This window comes from Nocardia sp. JCM 34519.1 (genome assembly GCF_020361265.1).
Classification (GTDB): Bacteria; Actinomycetota; Actinomycetes; order Mycobacteriales; family Mycobacteriaceae; genus Nocardia; species Nocardia arthritidis_A.
The window spans coordinates 223,708-248,121 of record NZ_JAIRBR010000002.1 but is presented as its reverse complement, the minus strand read 5'-3'; the positions used below and the strand labels follow the sequence as shown (position 1 = coordinate 248,121).

Annotated in this window: 20 protein-coding genes and 2 pseudogenes; 14 read left to right on the top strand and 8 right to left on the bottom strand. The window is 66.8% G+C overall.

Going from position 1 to position 24,414, the window contains the following annotated elements; translation table 11 throughout:
- Nucleotides 1-43: 43 nt before the first annotated feature.
- The 3 genes from LGY53_RS07410 to LGY53_RS07400 all read right to left on the bottom strand — a co-directional run bounded on the left by LGY53_RS07410 (nucleotide 44) and on the right by LGY53_RS07400 (nucleotide 2,449).
- Nucleotides 44-808 (bottom strand): ABC transporter permease, encoded by a 765-nt coding sequence (locus tag LGY53_RS07410; protein WP_225725886.1) that lies wholly within the window; start codon nucleotides 806-808, stop codon nucleotides 44-46.
- Nucleotides 805-1,794, bottom strand: coding sequence for an ATP-binding cassette domain-containing protein (locus LGY53_RS07405; RefSeq protein ID WP_225725885.1), 990 nt, complete (start codon nucleotides 1,792-1,794; stop codon nucleotides 805-807). The genes LGY53_RS07410 and LGY53_RS07405 overlap by 4 nt, the downstream gene beginning before the upstream one ends.
- Nucleotides 1,795-1,909: 115 nt before the next feature.
- Complete coding sequence (locus LGY53_RS07400; RefSeq protein WP_225725884.1) at nucleotides 1,910-2,449, bottom strand: EXLDI protein; 540 nt, start codon at nucleotides 2,447-2,449, stop codon at nucleotides 1,910-1,912.
- Between the two features lie 215 nt (nucleotides 2,450-2,664).
- On the opposite strand from LGY53_RS07400, the gene LGY53_RS07395 reads away from it, so the two are divergent.
- The 5 genes from LGY53_RS07395 to LGY53_RS07375 all read left to right on the top strand — a co-directional run bounded on the left by LGY53_RS07395 (nucleotide 2,665) and on the right by LGY53_RS07375 (nucleotide 8,083).
- The gene (locus LGY53_RS07395) at nucleotides 2,665-4,353 is read left to right on the top strand and encodes a thiamine pyrophosphate-binding protein (RefSeq protein WP_225725883.1); all 1,689 of its coding nucleotides are present in this window, start codon (nucleotides 2,665-2,667) and stop codon (nucleotides 4,351-4,353) included.
- Nucleotides 4,350-5,015, top strand: coding sequence for an SRPBCC family protein (locus tag LGY53_RS07390; protein ID WP_167478724.1), 666 nt, complete (start codon nucleotides 4,350-4,352; stop codon nucleotides 5,013-5,015). The genes LGY53_RS07395 and LGY53_RS07390 overlap by 4 nt, the downstream gene beginning before the upstream one ends.
- 24 nt (nucleotides 5,016-5,039) lie before the next feature.
- Nucleotides 5,040-6,050, top strand: a complete 1,011-nt coding sequence (locus tag LGY53_RS07385; RefSeq protein ID WP_225726264.1) for a 3-oxoacyl-ACP synthase III family protein — start codon at nucleotides 5,040-5,042, stop codon at nucleotides 6,048-6,050.
- Nucleotides 6,047-7,084, top strand: coding sequence for an aminotransferase class I/II-fold pyridoxal phosphate-dependent enzyme (locus tag LGY53_RS07380; protein WP_225725882.1), 1,038 nt, complete (start codon nucleotides 6,047-6,049; stop codon nucleotides 7,082-7,084). The genes LGY53_RS07385 and LGY53_RS07380 overlap by 4 nt, the downstream gene beginning before the upstream one ends.
- A gap of 210 nt (nucleotides 7,085-7,294) precedes the next feature.
- The gene (locus LGY53_RS07375; protein WP_225725881.1) at nucleotides 7,295-8,083 is read left to right on the top strand and encodes a polysaccharide deacetylase family protein; all 789 of its coding nucleotides are present in this window, start codon (nucleotides 7,295-7,297) and stop codon (nucleotides 8,081-8,083) included.
- Between the two features lie 49 nt (nucleotides 8,084-8,132).
- Here the strand turns inward: LGY53_RS07375 and leuS are convergent, their stop codons facing one another.
- Nucleotides 8,133-10,976, bottom strand: coding sequence for a leucine--tRNA ligase (gene leuS, locus LGY53_RS07370; RefSeq protein WP_225725880.1), 2,844 nt, complete (start codon nucleotides 10,974-10,976; stop codon nucleotides 8,133-8,135).
- Between the two features lie 362 nt (nucleotides 10,977-11,338).
- Between leuS and LGY53_RS07365 the strand changes: the two genes are divergently transcribed.
- The gene (locus tag LGY53_RS07365; RefSeq protein ID WP_225725879.1) at nucleotides 11,339-11,746 is read left to right on the top strand and encodes an SdpI family protein; all 408 of its coding nucleotides are present in this window, start codon (nucleotides 11,339-11,341) and stop codon (nucleotides 11,744-11,746) included.
- 143 nt (nucleotides 11,747-11,889) lie between these two features.
- Nucleotides 11,890-12,894, top strand: a complete 1,005-nt coding sequence (locus LGY53_RS07360; RefSeq protein ID WP_225725878.1) for a bile acid:sodium symporter family protein — start codon at nucleotides 11,890-11,892, stop codon at nucleotides 12,892-12,894.
- Between the two features lies 1 nt (nucleotide 12,895).
- Here the strand turns inward: LGY53_RS07360 and LGY53_RS07355 are convergent, their stop codons facing one another.
- Together LGY53_RS07355 and LGY53_RS07350 are read right to left on the bottom strand one after the other, a co-directional pair.
- The gene (locus tag LGY53_RS07355) at nucleotides 12,896-13,606 is read right to left on the bottom strand and encodes a hypothetical protein (protein ID WP_225725877.1); all 711 of its coding nucleotides are present in this window, start codon (nucleotides 13,604-13,606) and stop codon (nucleotides 12,896-12,898) included.
- Nucleotides 13,607-13,663: 57 nt separating this feature from the next.
- Nucleotides 13,664-14,356, bottom strand: a complete 693-nt coding sequence (locus LGY53_RS07350; protein ID WP_225725876.1) for an SDR family oxidoreductase — start codon at nucleotides 14,354-14,356, stop codon at nucleotides 13,664-13,666.
- A gap of 168 nt (nucleotides 14,357-14,524) precedes the next feature.
- On the opposite strand from LGY53_RS07350, the gene LGY53_RS07345 reads away from it, so the two are divergent.
- Complete coding sequence (locus LGY53_RS07345; RefSeq protein WP_225725875.1) at nucleotides 14,525-15,862, top strand: amylo-alpha-1,6-glucosidase; 1,338 nt, start codon at nucleotides 14,525-14,527, stop codon at nucleotides 15,860-15,862.
- Nucleotides 15,863-16,009: 147 nt separating this feature from the next.
- The gene (locus LGY53_RS07340; RefSeq protein WP_167479941.1) at nucleotides 16,010-16,684 is read left to right on the top strand and encodes a glycoside hydrolase family 25 protein; all 675 of its coding nucleotides are present in this window, start codon (nucleotides 16,010-16,012) and stop codon (nucleotides 16,682-16,684) included.
- Nucleotides 16,685-16,737: 53 nt separating this feature from the next.
- Here LGY53_RS07340 and LGY53_RS07335 read toward each other — a convergent pair whose 3' ends face one another.
- Nucleotides 16,738-17,538 (bottom strand): hypothetical protein, encoded by an 801-nt coding sequence (locus tag LGY53_RS07335; protein ID WP_225725874.1) that lies wholly within the window; start codon nucleotides 17,536-17,538, stop codon nucleotides 16,738-16,740.
- An 80-nt stretch (nucleotides 17,539-17,618) separates the two neighbouring features.
- Nucleotides 17,619-18,170 (bottom strand): lipoprotein LpqH, encoded by a 552-nt coding sequence (locus LGY53_RS07330; protein WP_225725873.1) that lies wholly within the window; start codon nucleotides 18,168-18,170, stop codon nucleotides 17,619-17,621.
- 143 nt (nucleotides 18,171-18,313) lie between these two features.
- On the opposite strand from LGY53_RS07330, the pseudogene LGY53_RS07325 reads away from it, so the two are divergent.
- From LGY53_RS07325 to LGY53_RS07310, 5 genes and pseudogenes are all read left to right on the top strand, one after another.
- Nucleotides 18,314-19,474, top strand: a pseudogene (locus tag LGY53_RS07325) (hypothetical protein); the annotation flags it as partial.
- An 834-nt stretch (nucleotides 19,475-20,308) separates the two neighbouring features.
- Nucleotides 20,309-20,572 (top strand): annotated as a pseudogene (locus LGY53_RS44090) (hypothetical protein); the annotation flags it as partial.
- On the top strand, nucleotides 20,572-21,579 hold the full coding sequence (locus tag LGY53_RS07320) for a hypothetical protein (RefSeq protein WP_225725872.1): 1,008 nt from the start codon (nucleotides 20,572-20,574) through the stop codon (nucleotides 21,577-21,579). The pseudogene LGY53_RS44090 and the gene LGY53_RS07320, both read left to right, overlap by 1 nt.
- A gap of 1 nt (nucleotide 21,580) precedes the next feature.
- Nucleotides 21,581-23,122 (top strand): lipopolysaccharide assembly protein LapB, encoded by a 1,542-nt coding sequence (locus LGY53_RS07315; protein WP_225725871.1) that lies wholly within the window; start codon nucleotides 21,581-21,583, stop codon nucleotides 23,120-23,122.
- Nucleotides 23,119-24,405, top strand: coding sequence for a CHAT domain-containing protein (locus tag LGY53_RS07310; RefSeq protein ID WP_225725870.1), 1,287 nt, complete (start codon nucleotides 23,119-23,121; stop codon nucleotides 24,403-24,405). Before LGY53_RS07315 ends, LGY53_RS07310 begins: the two co-directional genes overlap by 4 nt.
- Nucleotides 24,406-24,414: the final 9 nt, after the last annotated feature.

The window sequence follows — 24,414 nt, the reverse complement described above, 5'->3', positions numbered from 1 at the left end:
GGTTTCAAGGGGTGGTCGCGGCGAAGGCTCAGTTCTTCGTATTTCAGCGAGTTTGCTTGCGGTAGACGGACTTCGACCACAGGTAGCCGACCGCGGTGATGCCGGTGCACCAGGCCAGCGCGAGGATGCCGTTATTACCGATTTCGGTGCCCATCAGCAGTCCGCGCATGGTTTCGGTGAGCGGGGTGAACGGCTGATATTCGGCGAACTGACGCAGTCCGGCGGGCATGGTGTCGGTGGCGACCAGCCCACTGCCGAAGAAGGGCAGCAGCATGATCGGCATCGGCGTATTGCTCGCGGTCTCCGGGGTCGGCGCCAGCAGGCCGAGCGCCACCGAAAACCAGATGATCGCGAGGAGGGTGAAGGCGATAAGACCAAGCGCGGCAACCCATTCGAGCGGATTCGCATGGGGCCGCCAACCGACGAGCAGCGCGACGCCGATCATGAAGACGACGCTGAGCATGCCCTGAATCAGCGCGCCGACCACATGTCCGGTCAGGAAGGATCCGGGCGAGATCGCCATGGTGCGAAAGCGATTCACGATTCCCGTCGTGGTGTCCATCGCGATGGACACCGCTACCGACGAGGCGATGGTGGCCGGAACCATCAGCAGCATGCCGGGCGCCAGATAGTCGATGTAATGTCCGCCGGACGATTTCTCCAGTGCGCCACCGAATACGAATCGGAAGATCAGCAGGAAGATCGACGGCATGACGATCATGTAGAAGACCATCGCGGGATACCGCTTGAGGTGCAACAGATTCCGGCGCACCATCGTGGTCGAGTCGACCAGGGCGTATGAGCTCATCGAACCGCTTCTTTCTCGGTGGTCGGGTGGCCGGTCAGGGTCAGGAAGACGTCGTCGAGGTTCGGCGTGTGCACCGCGAGACCCTCGACCTCGATCTGCTCGAAATCGAGCCGATCCAGCACGGCGCGAATGGATTTCACGCCGCCGTCGCTCGGTACCGCCAGCGTGAGATCGTCCTCGTCGAGATCGTGGTCCGCGTCGTTGCGCACGCTGGTTGAGGTACCGAGCGCGGCGGCCGCCTTCCGCAGCGCGTCACGGTCGGCGAACTGCAGGCGGATATGGCCGCCGGGCACCAGCCGCTTCAATTCCGCGGCAGTGCCTTCCGCGACGATGTGCCCGTTGTCGAGCACCGCGATGCGGTCGGACAGCTGGTCGGCTTCCTCCAGATATTGAGTAGTAAGGAACACCGTTACGCTGTAGTCGCGGACCAGGCCGCGAATGATCTCCCAGATCACCCGGCGGCTGCGCGGGTCGAGGCCGGTGGTCGGCTCGTCGAGGAAGATGATCCGCGGATCGCCGACCAGGGTCATGGCCAGATCGAGGCGGCGCTTCATACCGCCCGAATAGCTGGATGCCGGTTTATCGCCCGCCTCCACCAGGTCGAAGCGCTCGAGCAGTTCGGCGGCGAGGCGTTTGGTGTCGCGCCGGGGCAGATGGTGCAGATCGCCCATCAGCAGCAGGTTTTCCCGGCCGGTGATCAGCTCGTCGATCGCGGCGAATTGACCGGTGACCCCGATCAGCGAGCGCACCGCATCCGGTTCGTGTGCCACGTCGTAGCCGCCGACCCGGTTCTCGCCGCCGTCGGCGTGGATCAGCGTGCTCAGGATCTGCACGGTGGTGGTCTTGCCCGCGCCGTTCGGGCCGAGCAGCGAGAAGATCGTCCCCTCCGGGACGGTGAGGTCGATGCCGTCGAGCACCACGTGCTCGCCGAAGGATTTGCGCAGACCGCGTGCCGAGATGGCGGGTGCGCGGTGGCCGTTGCTCATGGCCGGACCTTCCTAGAATCCATAATCAAATGCGAATAAGGGCATGTTTCAACCGCACCGCCCCCTCAGGGGTGCGGTTGAACAGGGTATTCAGTTGTGCCGGTGCGGGTTTCGGCTAGATGTCGAGATCCTCGATCTGCGGATGCTCGGCCAGGTCGGCCACCCGCCGGTAGAGCTTTCCGGGCATCTTGTCCTTCAGCTCGGCGATCGAATCCGCGATATCCAGGGTGAAATCACCCCAGTCGTACGTTTCGCCGATGCCGACCATCCGGCCCCAGTCGCGCCAGGACCGCCAGTTGAACTGGTTCGCAGCGCCGGTCGCCGTCGCGGTCGCCATATCGGACCACTTGGAGTGTTGGCTGTGCAGGACGAATTTGCCCTTGCGGCTGCGATACACCTTGAGGTGCTCGACACGCTTGTCGTCGATATCATGCCACTCGCCGAGCAGCACGCCGGAGAACCGGACCTGACGAACGCCATCGCGCCCGACCCGGAGCACGACCTCGTCGAAGCCCTCCTGCCTGCCCTCCTCGAGTTCGATGAACCGGCGCAGCGCGGTGACCACCGCACCGGACAGGTTGCCGCCGACCAGCTCCTGCGCGCGCTGGAACAGCGGGAGATCGTCGTCGGCAACGTAGATCGTCTTGTTGGGCATGCACTCACTATACGTAGATGTATACGTACACGCAAGTGGTCGGCCCCAACGACCGATTTGCGACCTTGATCCCGGTTCCACCCCCCATAATCCATCGCGCGCTAACTATTTTCCGGAAATCGTGAACCGCCCGCCGAGCTGACCCGTATCCCACGTGTACGCGGTCGTGATCATCACCGCCCTGCGGTGACGATCAGCTAGTAGGAGCGGTGCCTATGCCGAACAGGGTCGTTGATTATCTGGTACGGGCGGTTTCGACCCTGGGCGTGCGGCACATCTTCGGCGTGGACGGCGCGAATATCGAAGACCTCTACGACGCCATCTTCGACGCCCCCGACGGCATCACCGGAATCGTCGCCAAGCACGAATTCTCGGCGGCCACCATGGCCGACGGCTACGCCAGAACCACCGGCGGGCTCGGCGTCGTCGCCGCGACCTCCGGCGGCGGAGCGATGAATCTCGTTGCCGGACTTGCCGAATCGTATGCGTCCCGAGTTCCGGTGCTGGCCCTCGTCGGTCAGCCACCCACGACGCTGGAGGGCAGGGGCGCATTCCAGGACACCAGCGGTAAAGCCGGAACCATCGACGCCGTACCGCTTTTCGGCGCGATCTCGCACTACTGCGCCCGCGTGACAGCCGCGGCCGAGCTGCCCGCCGCGGTGGACAGGGCGATCGATGCGGCCCGGCGCGGCGGGCCAGCCGTGCTGCTGCTGCCGAAGGATGTGCAGCAGTCCGGCATGGGCGATGCCGAGCCGCTTCGCATGTCGGCGCGTACCGGACGACAAGACGAGGGCGAATTCGTCCGCGTGCGCGCCGCGCTGGCCGCGGCAAGACGAACCGGAAAAGTGGTGGTGATCGCGGGCGACCAGGTGGCTCGCGACGATGCCAGAGCCGAATTGGCGTGGCTGGTAGAAACTTTGGATGCCGCGGTCGGGGTGGCGCCGGACGCCAAGGACACCTACGACAACGACGATCCGGCATTCTGCGGGGTCGCCGGGCTGATGGGACATCCGGAGCTCGGCGAGGCGATCCGCTCGGCGGCCCTGTGCCTACTGGTCGGCACCACGCTGCCGCTCACCGCGCGCACCGGACTCGATCAGCTGCTCGGTACCGTCGCGGTCGCGAGTATCGGCACCGCACCGCCTTTCGTGCCCGCGATCCACGCGACGAGCACCGATCTCGCGGCCACCCTCGGCGAGCTGGCCGCCGACTTCTCCGGGGGACAGCGGCGGGCGGCACCCCGCACGGCAGCGAATCGGCTCACCCCGCTCGCCGTTCCGCCCGCGCACGGACCCGGCCTGCGGTATCACGACCTGGTCGAGACCATCGCGGCCGAATTACCCTCGGGCACAGATGTATTCGCCGATGCCGGAAATACCGGTGCGGCGGTGGTGCACCACCTGCGGATCCGCGGGGACGCACGGTTCGTCGTCGCGCTCGGCATGGGCGGCATGGGTTACGCATTCGGCGCGGGCATCGGTTCCGCATTCGCCCGCCGCCGCGGCCCGGACGGGACCAGGCGCACGGTCGTCATCGCCGGTGACGGCGCATTCTTCATGCACGGCATGGAGGTGCACACCGCGGTCGAACACGCGCTGCCCGTCACATTCATCGTCCTCAACAACAACGCACACGCCATGTGCGTCACCAGGGAGCGGCTGTACTACCGGGATCGGTACAGCTTCAACAGGTTCCGGCCCGCACATCTCGGCGCGGGCGTCGCGGCCATGTTCCCGGATCTGCCCGCGTACACCGTCGGTACCACCGGCGAATTGGCCACCGCACTGCGGCGGTGCGCGAAAAGCGAAGGGCCGTCGTTCGTTTCGATCGACTGCGACCCCGATGAAATACCACCTTTCGTGCCGTTTCTGACGGCGTTGGATGCATCCGGGAGGGCATCGTGACGACAAGCAGTTTCCCCTTGCCAGCGCTGAGCGACATTCCGGAGGACGTCGTGCCGGGCGTATTGCGGATCGAGAACTCCGACCGCGAGGCGACCACTCCGATCATCATGGACATGCTGCGGTCGGTGTATCCGCACGACCAGGTCTTCGGCGAATTCTGCCCGGTACAGGGCTATATCGCGGCGCCGCCGCGCGAGGTGTGGGCGTACCTGGCCGACACCAGGTCGCTGGAGGAGTGGACGTACAGCCTGCGCGGCTTCGTGGAAACCGACGAGCCCGGGCTCTGGCTGGCCTACGACCGGCTCGGCGACAGCACCCGGATCTACACCCGCACCGTCGCCGACGCCGCGGCGATGACCGTCGACTATCACTGCGCCTGGGATCAGGGGCAGCACCTGTGGATGGTTTACCTGATGCGGGTGATCGACGCGCAGGTGGTGCTGAACAAGCCGGGATCGGTTGTGCTGTGGGTCAATTGCCATCATCCGTTCTACGACGAGAATCCGTATCCGGAGACCGCGCCCGCGAAAAGGCCGGTGTGGGTCGGCGATTTCTGGGAGATGTTCTCGGCCGGACATCAGCTGGAGCTGGACAACCTCCGGGCGATCTGCGAATACCGTGCGGCGCACGGGCTTCCGATCAAACCCGAATGGATGCGGTGAGGCGACGCCATGACCGATCCGACCATGCCGACCGTCAGCCTGATCGATGTCGCGAGCTATCTGCCCGGCGATCCGGTGCCCACCGAATACTTCACCCAGTTCGCCCGCTCGGACCGGATGGCCAAGAACGTCATGTTCCGCGCGCCCAAGGGCCGCCATCATGTCGCGCGCGACGAAACCGCGGTCGATATGGTCGAGCGCGCGGTCGCACCGCTGGTGCAACGCCATGGCAGCCAACTACTTTCGCGGATCGACGTGCTGATCACGCACACCCAGCTGCCGGACAATCCGGTGCTCGGCTGCGGGCCGGAGGTGGCGCGCAGGCTCGGCATGCGGCCCGGCCACGTCTTCGATATCCACAACGGCGGCTGCGCGGCCTTCGTGCACATGATGGGTTTGGCCAGGATGATCCTGCAAACCACCGACGCGCGCACCGCGCTCATCGCGGCGACGCAGAACTGCGCGGGTCCGGTATTCACCCAGACCGCGATCCGCAAGCTGGCCCAGGCTCCGGTGCCCGGCGACGGCTGCGGCGTCGGGCTGCTGGTCAAGGACGACAGCGCGCCGATTCTCGACATCGAATGCCGCACCTATCCCGAATTCGCCGGGGATATGGACTTTTCCACCAACGGCGAGCGCAAGTACTGGGAGCCGGGTGCGGGGCAGGGCTGTGTCAGCTTCACCGAATCCAAGGTCACCAAGGTGTTCGCGCGCGGCAATCGGCTGGTGCCGGAGGTGGCGCTCGCGGTCTGCGAGCGCATCGGCGTGAAGGGCCGCGATATCGACACCTTCGTCACCAATCAGCCGAACCGGCTGTTCCTGCGTAACTGGCACGATGCGCTGGAACTACCGGCCGAGCGGCATCCGGATACCTTCGATCGGTGCGGAAACCTTTTCGCCGCAGGCATTCCCGTCACCCTCGACATCACGAACCGGGCGGGCGGGCTGCGCAACGGTTCGGTGGTGCTGATGGCCGCCTTCGCGCATGCGGGCGATTTCGCCGGGGCGGCGGCGGTGCGGTGGGGCGCGGCATGAGTATCCGGCTGGCCGACGACACGCGCCCGGCACCGCGATATCGCGCGAGCGCGACGACCAGATTCGATCTGAGCCTGAGCGAAAACCCCTTTCCGCCACTGCCTTCGGTGCTCGAGGCGGTGCACGGCGTGCTGGCGCAGGCGAACCGGTATCCGGAATTCCTGCCGCGCAGGCTGCCTCGGCTCATCGCCGGGCATCTCGGCGTGCACGAGGATCAGGTGGTGGTCGGGGCCGGCGCGACCGGGGTCGCCATGCAGATCATGCAGTCGCTCACCACACCGGGCTCGGGCATCGTGTTCGGCTCGCCCACCTTCGACGGCTACCCGATCATGGCCGGGATGGCCGGGTTGGACGCGGTGCCGGTCCGGCTGGATTCCGCTGGCGGCCAAGATATTCGGGCGATGGTGCGGGCCATCGACAAGCGGACCGGGCTGGTCGTGCTGTGCCGTCCGCACAATCCGACCGGGACCGTACTTTCGGTCGACGAACTCAAAGCGTTCCTGTGCGCGGTACCGTCGCGCATTCCGGTGATCCTGGATGAGGCGTACGCGGAATTCCTGGCGCCCGCCGATCGCGCCGACAGCATCGCACTGCTCGAACGTCATCCCAATCTGCTTGTGCTGCGGACCTTTTCGAAGGCATACGGGCTGGCCGGGCTGCGCATCGGCTACTGCTTCGGCAGGCGGGAGGTGGCCGCGCGGGTGCGTAAAATGCAGCTGCCGTTCGGCGTCGGCGCCGCCGCGGTGGTCGCGGTCGCCGAATCGTATGCCGCGGAACCGGAATTGCGCGCGCGCATCATGCGCATCACCACCGAGCGGGAGGCGCTGCGGAATTCGCTGCGGCGCTGCGGAATCGCGGTCCCGCGCAGTCACGCCAACTTCCTGTACCTCCCCGGTCCGGGCGTGGCGACGGCGCTGCGGCGGGCGGGAATCGGCGCGAAGGCCTATCCGGACGGCAGCGCGCGGGTGGCGGTCGGCGATCCGGAGGCCGACCGGGCGGTGCTGGCCGCACTCGAATTCCTGCGGCCTGGCTGATGCTTCCGCGCCCGAACCAGACCTCGGTGACCCGGCTGTACAACCGATACGGCACCATAGCCAGCGAGCGGAATCTCGCGCTGGACGACGTGCTACTGCCGCCGGGCCGATCCGGCCGTTCGCGCGATCGACAGCGGCGATTTCACTCCGATACAGGTAGCTTCGATAGCGTGCAACCGTTTGTATGCAGCTAGAACGAGGATTTCGCCGGTGGAACGACGCCAATTGCTGACATTGCTCGCCGCAGGTACCGCGCTGGCGGTGACCGGTTGCACGTCCGCTACGGGTGAACCGATCAACAGCGGTTCGGCCGGTAATCCGCTGGCCCCGCCCGCGCCGCCGCCGCTGCCGCCACCACCCGGCGGCCCGAAGACGCCGATCCCCGCGGGCACCATCACCGCGCTGCCCGGCGCGGGCAACAGCATCGCGCTGACGGTGGACGACGGCGCGAGCCCCGAGGTGGTCGGCGCGTATATCCAGTTCGCCAAGGACACCGGTGCGCGCTTCACCTTCTTCGTCACCGCCTACTACGACTCGTGGAATATCCACCGGAACGCATTACGTCCGCTGGTCGACTCCGGCCAGATCCAGCTCGGCAACCACACCTGGGACCACCCGGACCTGACCAAACTGTCGGCATCGGCCGTCTCGTCCCAGCTGGACCGGACCAAGAAGTATCTCCGCGACAATTTCGGCACCGACGCCACACCGTACTTCCGCCCGCCGTACGGCAGGCACAACGCCACCGTCGACAAGGTGGCCGCCGACCTCGGCTACACCGTGCCGACCATGTGGTACGGCTCACTGTCCGACTCCGGCGTGATCACCGAGCAGTACCTGATCGAATGCGCTCGCAAATACTTCAACCCACAGACCATCGTCATCGGCCACGCCAACCACCCGGCCGTGACCCACTGCTACGGCCAGCTCGTCGACATCATCAAGGAGCGCAGGCTCTCCATGGTCACGCTCAACGACGTGCTGCTCCCACCCCGCTGAACGATCAACGGCCCCTGCGCTTTACGCGCGGGGCCGTCGACAGCGCCGATCAGGCAACGATATTGACCAACCGGCCCGGCACCACGATCAGCTTGCGCGGGGACGCACCGCCGAGCAGTTCGGCGATCCGCTCGTCGGCCAGCGCCGCCGCCTCGATCGCGGCCTTGTCGGCGTCGGCGGGCACCTGAATGCGGCTGCGCACCTTGCCGTTCACCTGGATCGGGTACTCCACCGACGCGTCGACCAGCAGCGCCGGATCGGCCACCGGGAAGGGGCCGTGCGCCAGGGATTCGTTGTGGCCCAAGCGTTCCCAGAGTTCCTCCGCGATATGCGGTGCCAGCGGGGCGAGCATCAGCACCACCGGTTCGACCACCGAGCGGGGCGCGCCGTCCGGGTAGGTCTTGGTGAGATGGTTCGTGAGCTCGATCAGCTTGGCGCCCGCCGTGTTGTCGCGCAGCGCGGCGTAATCCTCGTCCACCCCGGCGATGGTCTTGTGCAGCAGACGCAGCGTCTCGTCCGACGGTTGCCCGTCGGTGACGCGCAGCGCGCCGGACTCCTCGTCCACCACCAGTCGCCACACCCGCTGCAGGAACCGGTGCGCGCCGACGACATCCTTGGTCGCCCACGGGCGCGAGGTGTCCAGTGGGCCCATCGCCATCTCGTAGAAGCGGAAGGTGTCCGCGCCGTAGAGATCACACATCTCGTCCGGGGAGATGGCGTTCTTCAGCGACTTGCCGATCTTGCCGTACTCCTGGAACACCTCGATCTCGGTGCCCGCTGTATCGGTCCAGAAGAACTTGCCATCGCGCTCGACCACCTCGGCAGCGGGCACGTACGCGCCGCGCTCGTCGGTGTAGGCGAACGCCTGGATGTATCCCTGGTTGAACAGCCGCCGGTACGGCTCGCTGCCCGAGACGTCACCCAGGTCGTAGAGCACCTTCTGCCAGAAGCGCGCGTAGAGCAGGTGCAGCACCGCGTGCTCGACACCGCCGACGTACAGGTCGACGCCGCCGGGATCGTTCGCGCCGTGCTCACCGGTGCGCGGGCCGAGCCAGTACTGCTCGTTCTCCTTGGCGCAGAAGGCCTCCGAATTGGTCGGGTCGGCGTAGCGCAGCTGATACCAGGAGCTGCCGGCCCAGTTCGGCATGACGTTGGTGTCGCGGCGGTACTTCTTCGGGCCGTCGCCGAGGTCGAGTTCCACATTCACCCAGTCGGTGGCCTTGGCCAGCGGCGGGGACGGCTCGGAGGCGGCGTCGTCCGGGTCGAAGGTGACCGGTGCGAAGTCGTCGATCTCCGGAAGCCGAACGGGCAGCATGGATTCGGGCAGCGCGTGCGGTGCGCCGCCCTCGTCGTAGACGATCGGGAACGGTTCGCCCCAGTACCGCTGGCGGGCGAAAAGCCAGTCGCGCAGCTTGTATTGGACGGTGCCGCGGCCGTGCCCGTCGGCCTCCAGCTTCGCGATGATGGCCGCCTTCGCCGCCTCGACCGAAAGGCCGTTCAGGAAGCCGGAATTCACGATCTCGCCATCGCCGCCGTATGCCGCCTCGGTCACGTCGCCGCCCGCGACGACCTCTTGGATCGGCAATCCGAAGGCGTTGGCGAACTCCCAGTCGCGCGGATCGTGGCCGGGCACCGCCATGATGGCGCCGGTGCCGTAGCCGCTTAGTACGTAATCGGCGATGAAGACGGGCACCGCGGCGCCGTCGGCCGGATTGGTGGCGTAGGCGCCGAGGAAGACGCCCGTCTTCTCCTTGTTCTCCTGGCGCTCCAGATCGGATTTCGCCGCGATCGACTTGCGGTATGCCGCAACGGCTTCCACCGGGTTCGCGCAGTTGTTGATCCAGCGCGGGTCGACGCCGTCCGGCCACTGCGCGGCGGCCAGCCGGTCTACCAGTTCATGTTCCGGCGCGAGCACGACATAGGTGGCGCCGAACAGCGTGTCGGGCCGGGTGGTGAACACCTCGATCGGGCCCGCGGGCGAATCGAATTTCACCTGAGCGCCGCGCGAACGGCCGATCCAGTTGCGCTGCATGGCCTTGACGTTCTCCGGCCAGTCCAGCCGCTCCAGATCGTCGACCAACCGGTCGGAGTACGCGGTGATGCGCATCATCCACTGCCACAGGCGCTTACGGAACACCGGGAAGTTACCGCGCTCGCTGCGGCCGTCGGCGGTGACCTCCTCGTTGGACAGCACCGTGCCGAGCCCCGGACACCAGTTGACCATCGAATCCGTCTGGTACACCAGGCGATACGAGTCGAGTACGGCGGCCCGCTCGGCGGCGGTCAGCGCGCTCCAGGACCGGCCGTCCGGTGTCGGCCTTGCGCCGGAGGCGAATTCGGCGGCCAGCTCACCGATCGGGCGGGCGCGCGCCAAATCCTCGTCATACCAGGCGTTGTAGATGCGTAGGAAGATCCACTGGGTCCAGCGGTAGTACTCGGGGTCGGTGGTCGCGAACGAGCGGCGCCGGTCGTGGCCGAGGCCTAGGCGATCCAATTGCCGCTGCATCGTCGCGATATTCGACTCGGTGGTGACCCGTGGGTGCGCACCGGTCTGCACCGCGTACTGCTCGGCGGGTAGGCCGAACGCGTCGTAGCCGAGCGCGTGCAACACATTGCGTCCGCGCATCCGGTGGAACCGCGCGTAGACGTCCGTCGCGATGTAGCCGAGCGGATGCCCGACGTGCAGTCCCGCACCGGAGGGGTAGGGGAACATGTCCTGAACGAATAGCTTGTCGGCAGGTGTCGGACCGGCCAGCGGACCGACCGGGTTGGGCGCATGGAAGGTTCCCCGCTCGTTCCACGTCCGCTGCCACCGCCGCTCGATGCGGCCGGCAAGCTCCGCGTTGTACCGATGCTGGGGTACATCGCTTTCGGTTGCACGGGTGTCCTGCACGGTCCTGCCTTCTTGTTATCGCGATCCCCGACAAACTACGTCTATCAGGGTAGAACGTGGCATCGGCGGGTCCGGCGCATGGGCCGTGCTGAATTTGCCGCAGCGGCGTTCCGGTTTGCCGCGCCGACCCGATCCGTTGTGTGTGATGCCTTGCGTTACACCAACTTTCGCGTCTTCACACCGATCGACCGCTCGGTGTGAAAAGGTGCGTTTGCTGTATGCCCGGCCACACGTTCGGCAATGTGGAATGCGCTCTTCCGGGCCGTGCGGCACCGGCTGCTGAATAATTGCTCGATCTTGATCCCAGCCCGGTGCACGGTGCGGGCGGACGTCGATACCGAGCGGTGCGCTAGCCTGCATGGGTGTTCGTCGTCGCTCTCGTCCTGTTCGTGCTGGCCGCCGTGGCCATCGCAACCGGCGTACTCGGGCTGACGGGTCGGCTCCCGCGCAACCGCTTCGTCGGTGTGCACACCGAGACCGCCCTCGCCAGCGACGAGGCCTTCCGGATCGCGAACCGCGTCGCCGCCCCCACCTCCGTCGCGGCGGGCGTGCTGCTCTTCGCGGGCGGCCTCGTCACCTTCGCCGCCACCGGCCCCGTCGCCATCGTGGTGCCCATCGCGGTGGCCGTCATCGCGATATTCACCCTCGGCGGCGGCGCGAACGCGGCCACCAATGCCATCGCCCATCTCGCGCCGGTCCCGGCGACGGAGGGCTGCGGTCAGGCGTGCGGTGCGTGCTCGCTGCGCGACGCCTGCTCCACCGCGAACTGAACTACTCCCCGGGCGATTCGACCGGCCGGGACAGCGGGCTGCTCCATCAAACCATCGGAGCAGGCAAGTTCAATCGTCCTATGATTCTGCGAGATGCGTCACCATTTCGAGGCCGCGGCTCGGGCCGGAGTTAGCGTGTCGCCGTGCGGTTTCTGAGCAGGTTCTATATAGACGGGTTCATCCTCGCGATCCTCGCCACCGTCGGCGTAGCGAGCGTGTTCCCGGCGCGCGGCGCGTTCGCCGACGTCGTCACCTGGGCCACCAAGATCGCCATCGCCATCCTCTTCCTGCTCTACGGCACCCGCCTGGCCCCGCGCGAGGCGCTGGCCGGGCTCACCCACTGGCGGTTGCACACCGTGGTGCTCGGCTGCACGTTCATCGTCTTCCCGCTGCTCGGGCTGGCCGCAGCGGTGCTGAAACCACATGTGCTCACCGACGACCTGTACACCGGCCTGCTGTTCCTGTGCCTGGTGCCGTCCACCGTGCAGTCCTCCATCGCGTTCACCTCGATCGCGAAAGGCAATGTGCCCGGCGCGATCGTCAGCGCGACCACCTCGAACCTGTTGGGCGTCTTCCTGACTCCGCTGCTGGTGATCGCGCTGATGAACACCACGGGCGAGGCCAAGGTCAATTTCTCCTCGATCCTCGACATCGTGCTGCAGCTGCTGGTGCCGTTCCTGATCGGCCAGCTGATCCGGCCGAAGGTCATCGGCTGGCTCAAGCGGTACGCGGAACCCACCAAGCTGGTGGATCGCGGCTCGATCCTGCTCGTGGTCTACAGCGCCTTCAGCGCGGGCATGGTGGAGGGCATCTGGCACATGATGTCGCCGTGGCGCATCCTCGCGTTGGCCGCCGTCTGCGCCGGACTACTAGCGCTGGTGATGAGCGTCACCATGGTGCTCGGTCGGCTGCTCGGATTCGAGCGGGCCGACCGGATCGTCATCGTGTTCTGCGGCTCCAAGAAGAGCCTCGCCTCCGGATTGCCCATGGCCACCGTGCTTTTCACGGGTCAGCCGATCGGCCTGATCGTCCTGCCGCTGATGATGTTCCACCAGATCCAGCTGATGACCTGCGCGGTGCTCGCCCAGCGTTGGTCGCGCACCGACGAATCCGGCGCGGCGGCTCAGGCGCTGCCCGAGGCGGCGTAATTCAACCCCGGACGATCGATGGACGGTCGAATGCCGAGTTGTCGATGACGAGATCGGCCCGGTGTGCGGGATCGACCTCGTCCAGGTACCGCTGTTCGGCGACGGCGTAGCGGTCCCGGTGCACATCGGCGGCATCGGCGCCGTCCCGTTCGATGCCGCGCCGGAACGCGGTCTCGGCGGCCACCGACAACCAGATTCGGTAGTTCCAGTAGCGGTTGAGCTCCGGACGGAACGCGAAGACCCCGTCGACGATCAGCACCGCGTCGTCGGCCGCCTGAGTGCGGATCGCGGAGTGATCAATTTGTGTGAGCGGATCGATGCCGCACAGTGCGCAATCACCCGAGCCACCCGGACCGAGCGGTTCGAGCAGCAGCCGCACCACCTCGTCGTAGTCGAAGGCGTTGCGGTAGTAGCCCTCTCCCGATTCGCGGTCGTAGCGGTGTCGGTCGCGCCACGGCCGCTTGAAATCGTCCAGGCTGGCCCGCAGCACCTCACGCCCGGTTTCGGCGATCCGCTCGGCCAATTCGTGACCGAAGCTGGTCTTACCCGCACCGGTCGGCCCGTCGACGGCCACCAGCGGACGGGTGACGGGCAGCGCGAACACCCGCTCGGCGACCTGCGCCACCATGGCGCTGCGCTCGGGCGATGCCGGACCGGGCAGCGGCTGCTGCCAGGTGGAGACCGAATGACGCACCGCCGGATGTGATCGCATGGCCCGACCGTATCCGGCCGCTCCCCGCTGGGACAGACGCCAATACAACGGGGCGAATCAGTATGGACGCAGGACGATTTCGGTCGGATGGGCATCGCGCGGAGTGTCGATGGCATTGCGTACCGTCCATGCGACGGTCTCGGCGCGCAGGAATTCGTCCGGACGGTATTCGCGCCCCTCGCCCGCGATGATCTCGCGCTGCATATCGGTGTCGATGCGGCCCGGGTGAATCGAGGTGACGCGCAGCGACGGCTCCTCCAGCCGCAGCGCGTCGCCGAAGGCGCGCAGCCCGAATTTACTCGCGGCATAGGACGCCCAGCCCGGATTCGCCCGCAGGCCCGCACCCGAATTGATCAGCACCACATGGCCGTTCGCGCTGCGCAGGGCCGGAAGCAGCAACCTGGTGAGCTCCGCGACCGCGATCAGGTTGGCCTCCAAGGTCTTTCGCCACTGCTCCACCGAGGATTCGGCGATGGTGCCGATATCGGCGATGCCGGCGTTGTGCACCAGCACATCCAGGCGCGGAATCGCCGCGGCCGCGGCGGCTACCACCGGATAGTCGGTGAGGTCGACGGGCCAGCCGGTGGCACTTGGCAATTCGTCCAGGATCTTGCGCAGCGAATCGGCGGACCGCGCGCCGAGCAACAATTCGTGCGTCGGCGCGAGCGCGCGGGCGATGGCCGCGCCGAGGCCCCGGCTGGCGCCGGTGATCAGTGCGACGGGTGGGGTGCTGGTCACGGGCTCGGTCATAGGGCAACCGTAGCGAGTCTCGAAAAGGACACGTCAAGATCGGTAGCATCCGGGGCACGCGCCGCGATGCTTGCATACATGACGGGGTATGCCGCGCTCAGCTCGACCGAATCACGATCAGGTACCGCAGGGCGGGCGTATCTACCGGTGACATCGCAGAATAGTTGGATGGCACATCCGGGTTTCACCCCCACCCAGCTCGCGGCCCGCGCCGCGTACCTGCTGCGTGGCAACGACCTGGGGACCATGACCAGCGCGGCGCCGCGGCTGTATCCGCACATGTGGAGCTGGGACGCCGCCTTCGTCGCGGTGGGGCTGGCCCCGCTGAGCGTGGAACGCGCGGTGATCGAGCTCGATACGCTGCTCTCGGCGCAGTGGAAGAACGGGATGATCCCGCACATCGTCTTCGCCAACGGCGTCGACGGTTACTTTCCCGGCCCGGCCCGCTGGGAGTGCCGCAAGCTGGCCGCCAACGCACCCGACGGACCGGACACCTCGGGCATCACCCAACCGCCGGTGCACGCCATCGCGGTGCAGCGCATCCTGGACCATTCACGCAGGCACGGCCGCAGCACCAGGGCGGTGGCCGAGGAATTCCTGAACCGCCGCTGGCCCGATCTGGTGCGCTGGCACCGCTGGCTGGCGCACGCGCGCGACCCGAAGGAGAGCGGCCGGATCACGCTGTACCACGGCTGGGAATCCGGTATGGACAATTCGCCGCGCTGGGATCGCGCCTACGCCAACGTGATTCCCGGCGAGCTGCCGCCGTATCAGCGCGCGGATATCGCGGTGGTGCCCGATCCGACGCAGCGGCCGAGCGACCGCGAATACGAACGGTATCTGTGGCTGGTCGAGCAGATGCGCCGGGCGGGTTACGACGATTACCAGCTCGCATCGACCATGAGCTTCGCCGTCGAGGATGTCTTCGTCACCGCGATATTCGCGCTCTCCTGTGAGGTGCTCGCGCAGATCGGCGAGGAGTATCACCAGCCGAATGCCGAGGTCCGCGAGCTGTTCGGCTGGGCGGACCGGTTCCGCGACGGTGTCATCGCGACCACCGACGCGCGCACCGGCGCCGCCCGTGATTTCGATGTGCGGCTGCAGCGCTGGATCACCACCGAAACCCTGGCCATGTTCGCGCCGCTGCTGTGCGGCGGCCTGCCGAGGGAAACCGAGCGCAGCCTGCTGCGGGTGTTCGAGGGTCCGCGTTTCTGCGGACATCCGGATCTGCGCTACGCGCTGCCGCCCTCGACCTCGCCGGTATCCAAGGATTTCCGGCCGCGCGAATATTGGCGCGGGCCGGTCTGGCCGGTGATGAGCTGGCTGTTTTCCTGGGTGTTCGCCCGGCGCGGGTGGGCCGAACGCGCCTATATGCTGCGCGCCGAGGGACTGCGCCAGGCCAGCGACGGCAGCTTCGCGGAATACTACGAACCGTTCACCGGTGAACCGCTCGGCAGCATGCAGCAGTCGTGGACCGCGGCGTCGGTACTGGACTGGTTGGGTTGATTCAGCCGCGTTGACAGGTTCGAGCTACTAATTCGCAAACGCACCATCCGAAACTCTGGTCACATCTAGAGCAAATGGCTATCGTCTGACGCCATGGATACCACGAGTTGGAGAGCGAACATCCGGCGCTGCGCGACAACGTTGTCCATGATCGCCATTACCGGCATCCTCACCGCAAATGCCATGGCCGCCGCGGCGCCGAGCGGCCCGGACGTCTCGTCATGGCAGCACATCGACGGCCGGGCGATCGACTGGTTCTCCGTCAAACGCGCCGGGCACGATTTCGCCATGGTGAAGGCGACCGAGGGCCTCAACTACGTCAACCCCTATTTCGTCCAGGACAGTCTGCTCATGCGCACGGCCGGGGTGGCCCGCGGGACATACCATTTCGCGCGGCCCAATATGGCGCCGGAGGCACAGGCCGCGCTCTACTCGACCGTGGTACTCGGCCAGAACGGCCCGCTCGACCTGCCGCCCGTGCTCGATCTGGAGAGCTCCGGCGGCCTCGCACCCGCCGCGCTGATCAACTGGACGCACCGGTATCTCAACACCGTCCAGGCGCTCACCGGCCGGACACCGATCATCTACACCTATCCCCGGTTCTGGCAGACCGCGATGGCCGACAGCAATGAATTCACCGGATACCCGCTGTGGATCGCGGATTACCGCGGCAACTCCGCACCCGAGGTGCCCGGCGGCTGGCCTACCTGGACGTTCTGGCAGACCACCGACAGCGGCAACATTCCCGGCATCAACGGCGGCACCGATGTCAACGTATACAGCGGCGCCCAAGGCGATTTCGCCCGCTTCGCGCATATGTGAACACGCGACGAATCCGCTACGTTCCCCTCGGACGTAGCGGATTCGTTTGCGGCTCAGGCATTTACCGGCAGCGCCAGCACGACGTCCTGTTCGTTGTCAGGCAGGTAGCGCACCTGCACGATCCGGCCCACCTGCACCAGCCCGATCGCCTTGGGGGAGAGGAACTTCTCCGCCCGGGTGCGGAAAGTCGTTCCGTCCGGGCGGGTTACCACCAGGTCGAGGACGACGAGGGTGTGGCCGTCCCGGATCTCGCCGGATACGTCCAGCGCGCGAACCACCGCCTGCGCCGCGGTTCCGCGGGCCGCGATATCGAGCTTGGCCCTGGTGGTTATGCCCTTGCGGATCATCGCCTCGTCCAGCACCCGCTGCGCGGCCGCGCGGTCACCCGAGCTGTCCACCTCCACCCGTTCCGGCCGGCCGGGCAGATAGCGCACCGGCAGCACCACACCGGGTTTCAGCAGCGCCAGTTCGGTAAGGGGCACAATCATTTTCGCGTGCGATTCGAAGGCCTCGCCGTGCGCGCCCTCGACGCTGAATTCGATGCGGACCTGCGGCTGATCGTTGACGGTGAGCCCGGTCTGGCGGAACGAGGTGATGGTGCCGAGCCCGATCGGGGCATTGCGGAATTCGCTGCTGTTGCGTCCGGTGAGCGCCTGCAGGATGCCATCGCCGCTGAACGCGAAAACGATTGGCACCACGGTGATCGCGATGATCGGCAGTGCGAGTTGCGGGCCGACCCAGCCCGCGGCCGGGGCGAACGGATCGGTACTGGTGTAGGTGAATCCGTGCCAGAGGTAGTAGCCGATCGCCAGTACGAAAAAGCCCGCGGCGATCCAGCGGATCTTGGATTTCATGATGTTCCTCGTCGGTTCGAGCCTTCCGGTGCACGCCTCCGTTCGACGTTCACCGGAATTCGGTTGTCTCGGTGGTGAATTCAGCTGCCGACCACGGTCGTGCAGGCAAAGGTGATGTCGAATTTCTGGGATTTGACCCCGGCCAGCGGATTCGCCGGATCGGGTGTGCCGATGCCCTCGCCACTGACCTTGTAGGTGTTGCCGTCCTTGGTGACCTTGGCCGAGCCGCCGGGCGCGCCGTTGCCGAAGCCGATCGCGTACGGCAGGCCGTTCGCGCCGCCCTTACTGCCCGCGATGGCCACCGCCTGCACCGTGTCGGAACCCGTAATCGTCGCGCTCACAGCCAAGTTGCCGTAGGTGGCGTTGCTGGTGTCGGCGAGTGCGAGCGCCAGGGTGCCGCCCTGTTTGGCGCAGGTGGTGTCGAACTTCGCGTCCAGGGTCTTGCCGTCGACGGCGGCGGAGGATTTGCCCGCGGGTGCGGCCGGAACCGGTGCGGGGGCGCTGGAAGTACTCGGCTTGCTGCTCGGCTTGACGCTCGGCTTGGCGGAGTTGTCGCCGCAGCCGGTGACGAACAGGGCAACTATGGCCGTTGCCGCGACGGCGGATGCGGTCAGCCGCAGTGGGGTGTGCATGATATTCCTCGTTCTTCGGTGGCTCGCCGATCGAGCCGTTGCCGAAAACGTATGGGCGGCTGCCGACCTACCGATCCCAGGTTTTCGGTGGGTCCAGGCCCAGAAAACTCCGTTAACCTGGACGAATGCGAAGACCCCGCGCCATGGTGCTGGACGAGGTGTGGCGCGGGCTCGACGATGTCGCCGCGCTCAGCGGACCACACGGCGGACCGCTGCGGCGCACCGTGAAGTTGATCCTCGATCCGCTGGTGATCCGCCCGGTGCAGTTCCCGGACTGCGCCGGGCCCGTGCTCAATGCCGACGGTGCGGTGCTGCTCGCGGCGCGCATCAATGCGGCCGCCGATGTCCTGCGAGCAACCGCCGCCTGGTTCACGCTGCTCAAGCAGGTGCGGCGGGCGCTGCGGATCACCGAGGGCAATCCGCAGGACCTGTACTTTCAGCGGTGTTTCGAACTCGCAACGGTGCGCGGCGCACCGAATCCCTTGCAGGACCGGACGATTGCTGAATCGATACTTCGAGAGATCCATGAATACGCGGCCGGACGAACCGCCCAGGCGCTGAAAGAGTATGTGAGCGACGGAAAACGGGCACACGAACTCATCGGCCTGATCGAAATCGCCTGGCGGCGCAGACCCGGCCTCCCAACGGCCGATTCCGATCAGACCAGCACCGTTGCCGCACTGCTCGACGCATGCGGCACCGAACGCCGCGACCTCCCGGCCACGGCCACTCTGCTCGACCGGCTGATCACCGGCCACGCCGGGACTCACCTCGGAATTCGCCTGTGGCACAACAGGTCAGCACCGCACGAGGCCGCACACTGGCTCGGCCTGACCGTGCATCGCACACCACGACGACCCGAACTCGGCACCACCGCATCGAAGGCGGACCTCGGCATCGCGTTCGACCGCACGATCTACGAACGCGTCTTCACGGTACTTCAGGCGTCGAGCGAGCGCGCCGAACTACCGCCCATTCCGGAACTGGTCGGCACCGAGATCGCCCGCAGCTGCGCGCCGTGGGCACTACTCGACGAATCACTCAGGGCGACAGCGACAATCGGCGTCGCGCTCGCGATCGGTTTGACGCCGCTCGGTAATGCGGCGCAGCGGAAAACCGCCGAATCAGCAACATCAACAGGAAACCCCGCGCACCAACCCGACGATCAACCAACAGAAACCGCGGCGCACCGAGTTATCAACAGTCGCTGGCAGCGGGAAGCCTATGTCCTGCAAGCCCGCAGGCTCGCCGTCCACGTGCAGACAGCCCCGGCCACCTCGCGTCCATCGGTCGCCGACACCACCACCAACCGGTCTGCCGCGCTCAGCGGGCGCACCGACACGGCGTCAACCATCGGTACGCGGCCCCATCCCGACGAGCAAGGACAAACCGCTGGTGAGCAGATCAAAACTGGCACACCACAATCCGGTACTGCCACAGTGTCGGGCGAGCTGGCGAGGACAAGCACCGATGATGCGGCGGATACCGCCGCAGCCATCCATAGCTCCACTCATACCGGCGCGGCGGAACAGACAGTGCGGACCAGGGGCAGCGCAACTCGAGTCGATGCGACCGCCACGCCACTGCTCGGCGGGGCTTCGGTCCGACCCGCCTCGGCCCCAGGCACACACGTCGATGCGACCCAGGAGACCAAACCAGCGCGCCCCGAGATGCGGCCAGCAGATACGGCCGCCGCACCGCGACTCGGCAACACTTCGACCGGAACAGCCACGACCCCAGACGCACAGGGCGATGCGACCCGAACGGCCGATCCGACGCGAGCGGAGATGCGATCGGTCGATACGGCCGCCGCGCCGCAACTCGGCCGCACTTCGGCCGGAACCGCCACGGCCCCAGACGCGCAGGTCGATGTGACCCGGGTGACCAATCCAGCGCGAGCCGAGATGCGGTCAGTCGATGCAGCCACCGCGCCGACAACCACCACGCCGCCGCTCGGCAGGGATTCGGTCGAAACCACGTCAGCCGCAGACGCACGCGGTGACGCGATGCGGGTGGTCGATCCGGCGCGGCCAGAGATGCGGTCGGTCGATGCCGGGGAACATCTCGTCAATCTGGCCACCGGAATCGGTGAAACACCCGCTTGCATAATCGATCTCAATGGTTCGCCGCGGACAATCGCCGGAACACCCGCCAGCGGGCCGCTCGCGGTGATCGCCGCCGAATTGCGGACACCGTGGCGGCTTTACCTGAGGCGGCTGTGGGTTCGGTTGCACGGGCGAGATGTGCGGGAGTATCCGGTCACCGAGCCGCGGGAGCTGTGGGATCTGTTGGATGGGGTCGCGCGGTCGGTTATCTTGGATCACCGGATGCGGGTCAAACGGGCGCTGAGCGTCTACGCTACTGTGCCGCAACCTGATTCGCCCGAATCGAGGGCGAGCTGATGGGCGCTGTACATATCTCGCGGCGGGGTGGGCTCTTGGTGGTGGCGCCGGACGGTGCGCCGATCGTGCTCGATGCCGAACCCGGGCTCGATACCTCGGTGCTCGAGGTGCCGGGCGGGCATCTGACGTGGAGTCTGCTCGGCGGAGAACGAATTCCGGCCGCCGTACTGGACGATCCCGATACGGCGCAGGATTGGCTCTGGGCGGTGTACGGGGAGCGGATCGCCATGGCACTGGCCGATTTCGGCGGCGGCGCGATCGAAGTCGATACAGACCCGGTTTTGCCCGAGCTGGTCGCCAACGCCTGGCGGCTCGGGTACGCGCATTGGGCGGCGCGCTGGTGGCCCGCGTCGACCGTCGACTCGATCGCACCGCTGGACGCGCGGCTGCTCGCCGAGGAGATCGCCGGGCTGACGGCCGAGTGCGAGTTGCTGACAGACGGGGCGGACGCGGTAGTCGATGATCCGGATCGCACAACCATCGGTCGCGCAGAGGATTACGCACTCGCGGCCGGTCCGGGTGCGGCCGGGGCCTCGTTGGTGCTAGCGCGGGGGACCGGGGGATGGGAGTGGCTGCGCTGCCCGCCCGGCCTGCTCGACGCGTCCGAGCGGGCCGTAACCTGGGAGGTGATGCGCGAGGCCGGGCGCAATATCGTTCAGGTATCGGTGGTCGCGGCACCGCGGATACCGGTCGAGGTGCCAGCGCATCTGCATCCGCGCGCGGCCATCGCCGCATCCGGTGGCACGGTCGATGTTCAGCTGACGCGGTCGGGCGAGCTGTGGAGCAGTATTTCCGCCGCCCCGCCCGAGGCGGAAACCGGTGTGGCCGTTCATATCTACGTGCCGGGTCTACCGGAACGGGCCGATCCGGGCGGCGCGGCGGCCCGGCAGCGCGTTCGAGATTTCGCGGCGCTGCGATTGCGGCGGGCGCTCGCGGGCGGCGATACTGCCGCCGACGGACCGCTGCTTGCCGAAATCGCGGCGGCGAACTCGGATTCGGACTTCTGATATGACAGCGGAAATACCCGGTGACGGTCGCGAGCTACTGATTGCGGGTGCCGAGGCCTACGGACGGGGCGAAATCGCCGAGGCGCTGCGCATTTTCGAAGACGCCTGTGCGCGGACCGAAGGTGGTGTGCGCATCGGCGCGATGGTGAATGCCGCGAGCATGTACGACCAGCTCGGCAGGCATTCCGAGGCAATCGCCAAATACCGTGCGGTACTTGCCGAAATCGCCGAGGACGCAGTGCGGCCGCGTGCGAGCGCACTGATCAATATGTCACAGGCGCTGCAACATATCGGCGATCTCGACGGCGCACAAACGGCATTGGAGCAGGCGCGCACCCTGCTGCGCGGCCACGACGAGCTCGGTGAGCTACGAACCGCCTATCTGCTCTCGCTGACCGCGGTGGCGATGCATCGCCAGCGGTGGGTATACGCGCTCGAGCTCGCCACCGAATCACTCGACGCCGCAGTGCGGTTCGCGCCGCATCTGGCGGGTCATCCGCTGATGAATATGGCGAGCATCCATTTCGAGACCGGCCGCCATGAACTGGCCGACGATTTCGCGGCACAGGCATTGGCGGCCTTCGAATCGGCGGGCGACAACAATGCGGCCGCGGAGACCCGGCAGAACCTTGCCATCATGCGGATCCGCCGCGACCGATTCGCCGACGCTGAACCGTATCTGCGTGCCAGCCAGGAGTATTTCGAGCGGGCCGGTCTCGGTCACCGCGCCGGTATCGGCTACAAAATGCTCGGATTCCTGGCCGAGAGACGCGAGGATTTCACCGAGGCCCGGGCGTTCTACGATCGTGCCCTGCACTACTTTCTGGAGACCGGTGCGTCGATAGATGCGGCGGATGTGCGAATTCGCCTCGCCACCCTCATTTTCACCACCGGACACCAGGACTCGGGGAGTGCCACACAACACCTGAACGCCGCCGAGCAACTACTCGCCGAGGCCCGCACCACCTACGCCGAGTCCGGACTCGGATTGCACTGTGCCCAACTGGATTTCTGGCATGCCGCCCTGCTGGAAGCATTGGTGGACAATGCGGCCCACGTCGATCCGAGGCTACTCACCGTCGCAGTCGATATCGCCGTACCGGCCGCCCTGGCCATCGACGCGGTCCGCTACACCCTGCCGAATGGCCGCCAACGCGACCAGTGGCACCGCCGAATCGCCGACCCGGCAATGCGTTTGGCCTTCAGATTCGCCTATCTGTCGGGCAACACCGAGCTGCTCGCCGACCTGATAGCCACCAAATGCGCCGGTACCACCCTGCGCATCGACCGGTCCGAAACCGCTGCCCGCCTACGCATCCCATTCGAAATCATGGCACCGGACGCCACCCCGCCGCCCCCACTGCGCACCGCGCTCCAACTCGGCTCCGCCCTAGCCGATATCGCGGCCGATGCCGGACTACCGGTCACCGCACCACCGCGCCTGACCGTATCCGGCGGCCGCATCGCGCTAGCCGACTACATCGCCGCGGCCGAACAGCGCTATCAGCGAAACATCCGCGCCGACAAGGTGATTCCGGCATGACCGCCCGGTCTGGCGGTTTCCGCATGAAGAGCCAACCAACAGTCCTCGTGCGCATGGCCGACGCCGGGGACCTCTACCTGTCCTGGCAGTGGGAAGGTGAATCCGGCGCTCCGGAAGTCGCGTGTCTGCCTGAGGATCAGGTGGTCGCAGCGCTGCGCCGACTCGCCGATGCGTTGCCGGATCCGGCCGAGCCGGGTGGCCTCGAACGCGCCTTGTCGAGCGGTGCGTTCGCCTCGATCGACGCCGAATACGACCTCGCACAGACACTTTCGCGAGCGCTATTGCCAGCGCGGCTGGCCGGGCAAATGCACGACCTGTTCCGGCAGGGGATCCGCCCGCACCTTCGGGTGCAGCCATCGCCGCGGGTGGCGCAGGTGCCGTGGGAGCTGATCGCGCCGCATCCGGAGCTGCGTCTGATCGATATCGCCGATATCAGCTTGCTCGCACCGGCGGCGATCGTCGCCGACCCGGCTCGAAAAGCGCCCGGTTGGGCGCAGACCCGTGAACTTCCGGTGGTCGCCGTGTTGGATCCGCGCATACCCGGCTTTCGCGCCGATTCACCGCTGGGTTCGGTGCTCGGCCGACCGGACAATACTGGACCACTGGCCCAGCGGATTTCGGCGTATATGGCAGCGAGTCGGCTGGTGCCGAACGTGTCGGAGCCAGCGGCCGCGTTTCGACGCACCGATTTAGATCGGACCTGGCTGAGCGCCGCGCTGCGCCGGGGTGTCTCCCGTCTGCTGTACGTCGGTCATGTGACCGCAGCACCACCGGAGTCCGGACAGAGCGAGAATGCCGAACTCCACCTGTGCTGTTCGACCGAATCCCCAGGCTTCGCGCAACCGACTCGCACTCATCGCCCGCTCTCGGCGAAGGACCTCCTGCTCGGAACGCACACGCTTGCCGCGGAACCTGTTGCGGGGCACGAACTCTGGCCGATGCCGAGTCGCGTCGCCCTGATCGCCTGCGAGAGCGGCGGAGATCTCCGTTTCACCGAGGCCATCGGTCTGGTCGCCGCGCTACTCTCCGCCGGAGCCCAACTGGTCACCGCGACTCGCTGGCCGCTGCCCACCGACCACGCCCTGCACCGCATCGCCGGTCTCGCCCCGGATCAGCACCCGCTGCAAAGAGCCATCTGCGCAATAGATTCCGCGCACGAACAACCCGACCCGATCGCAACGCTGGCCGACTGGCACCGCGAACAACTCGCACGCTGGCGCAAGGATGCGACGATGGACCACTCACCCCTGCTGTGGTCCGCGTTCGCCACCATCGCCACCTGACAATCCGCG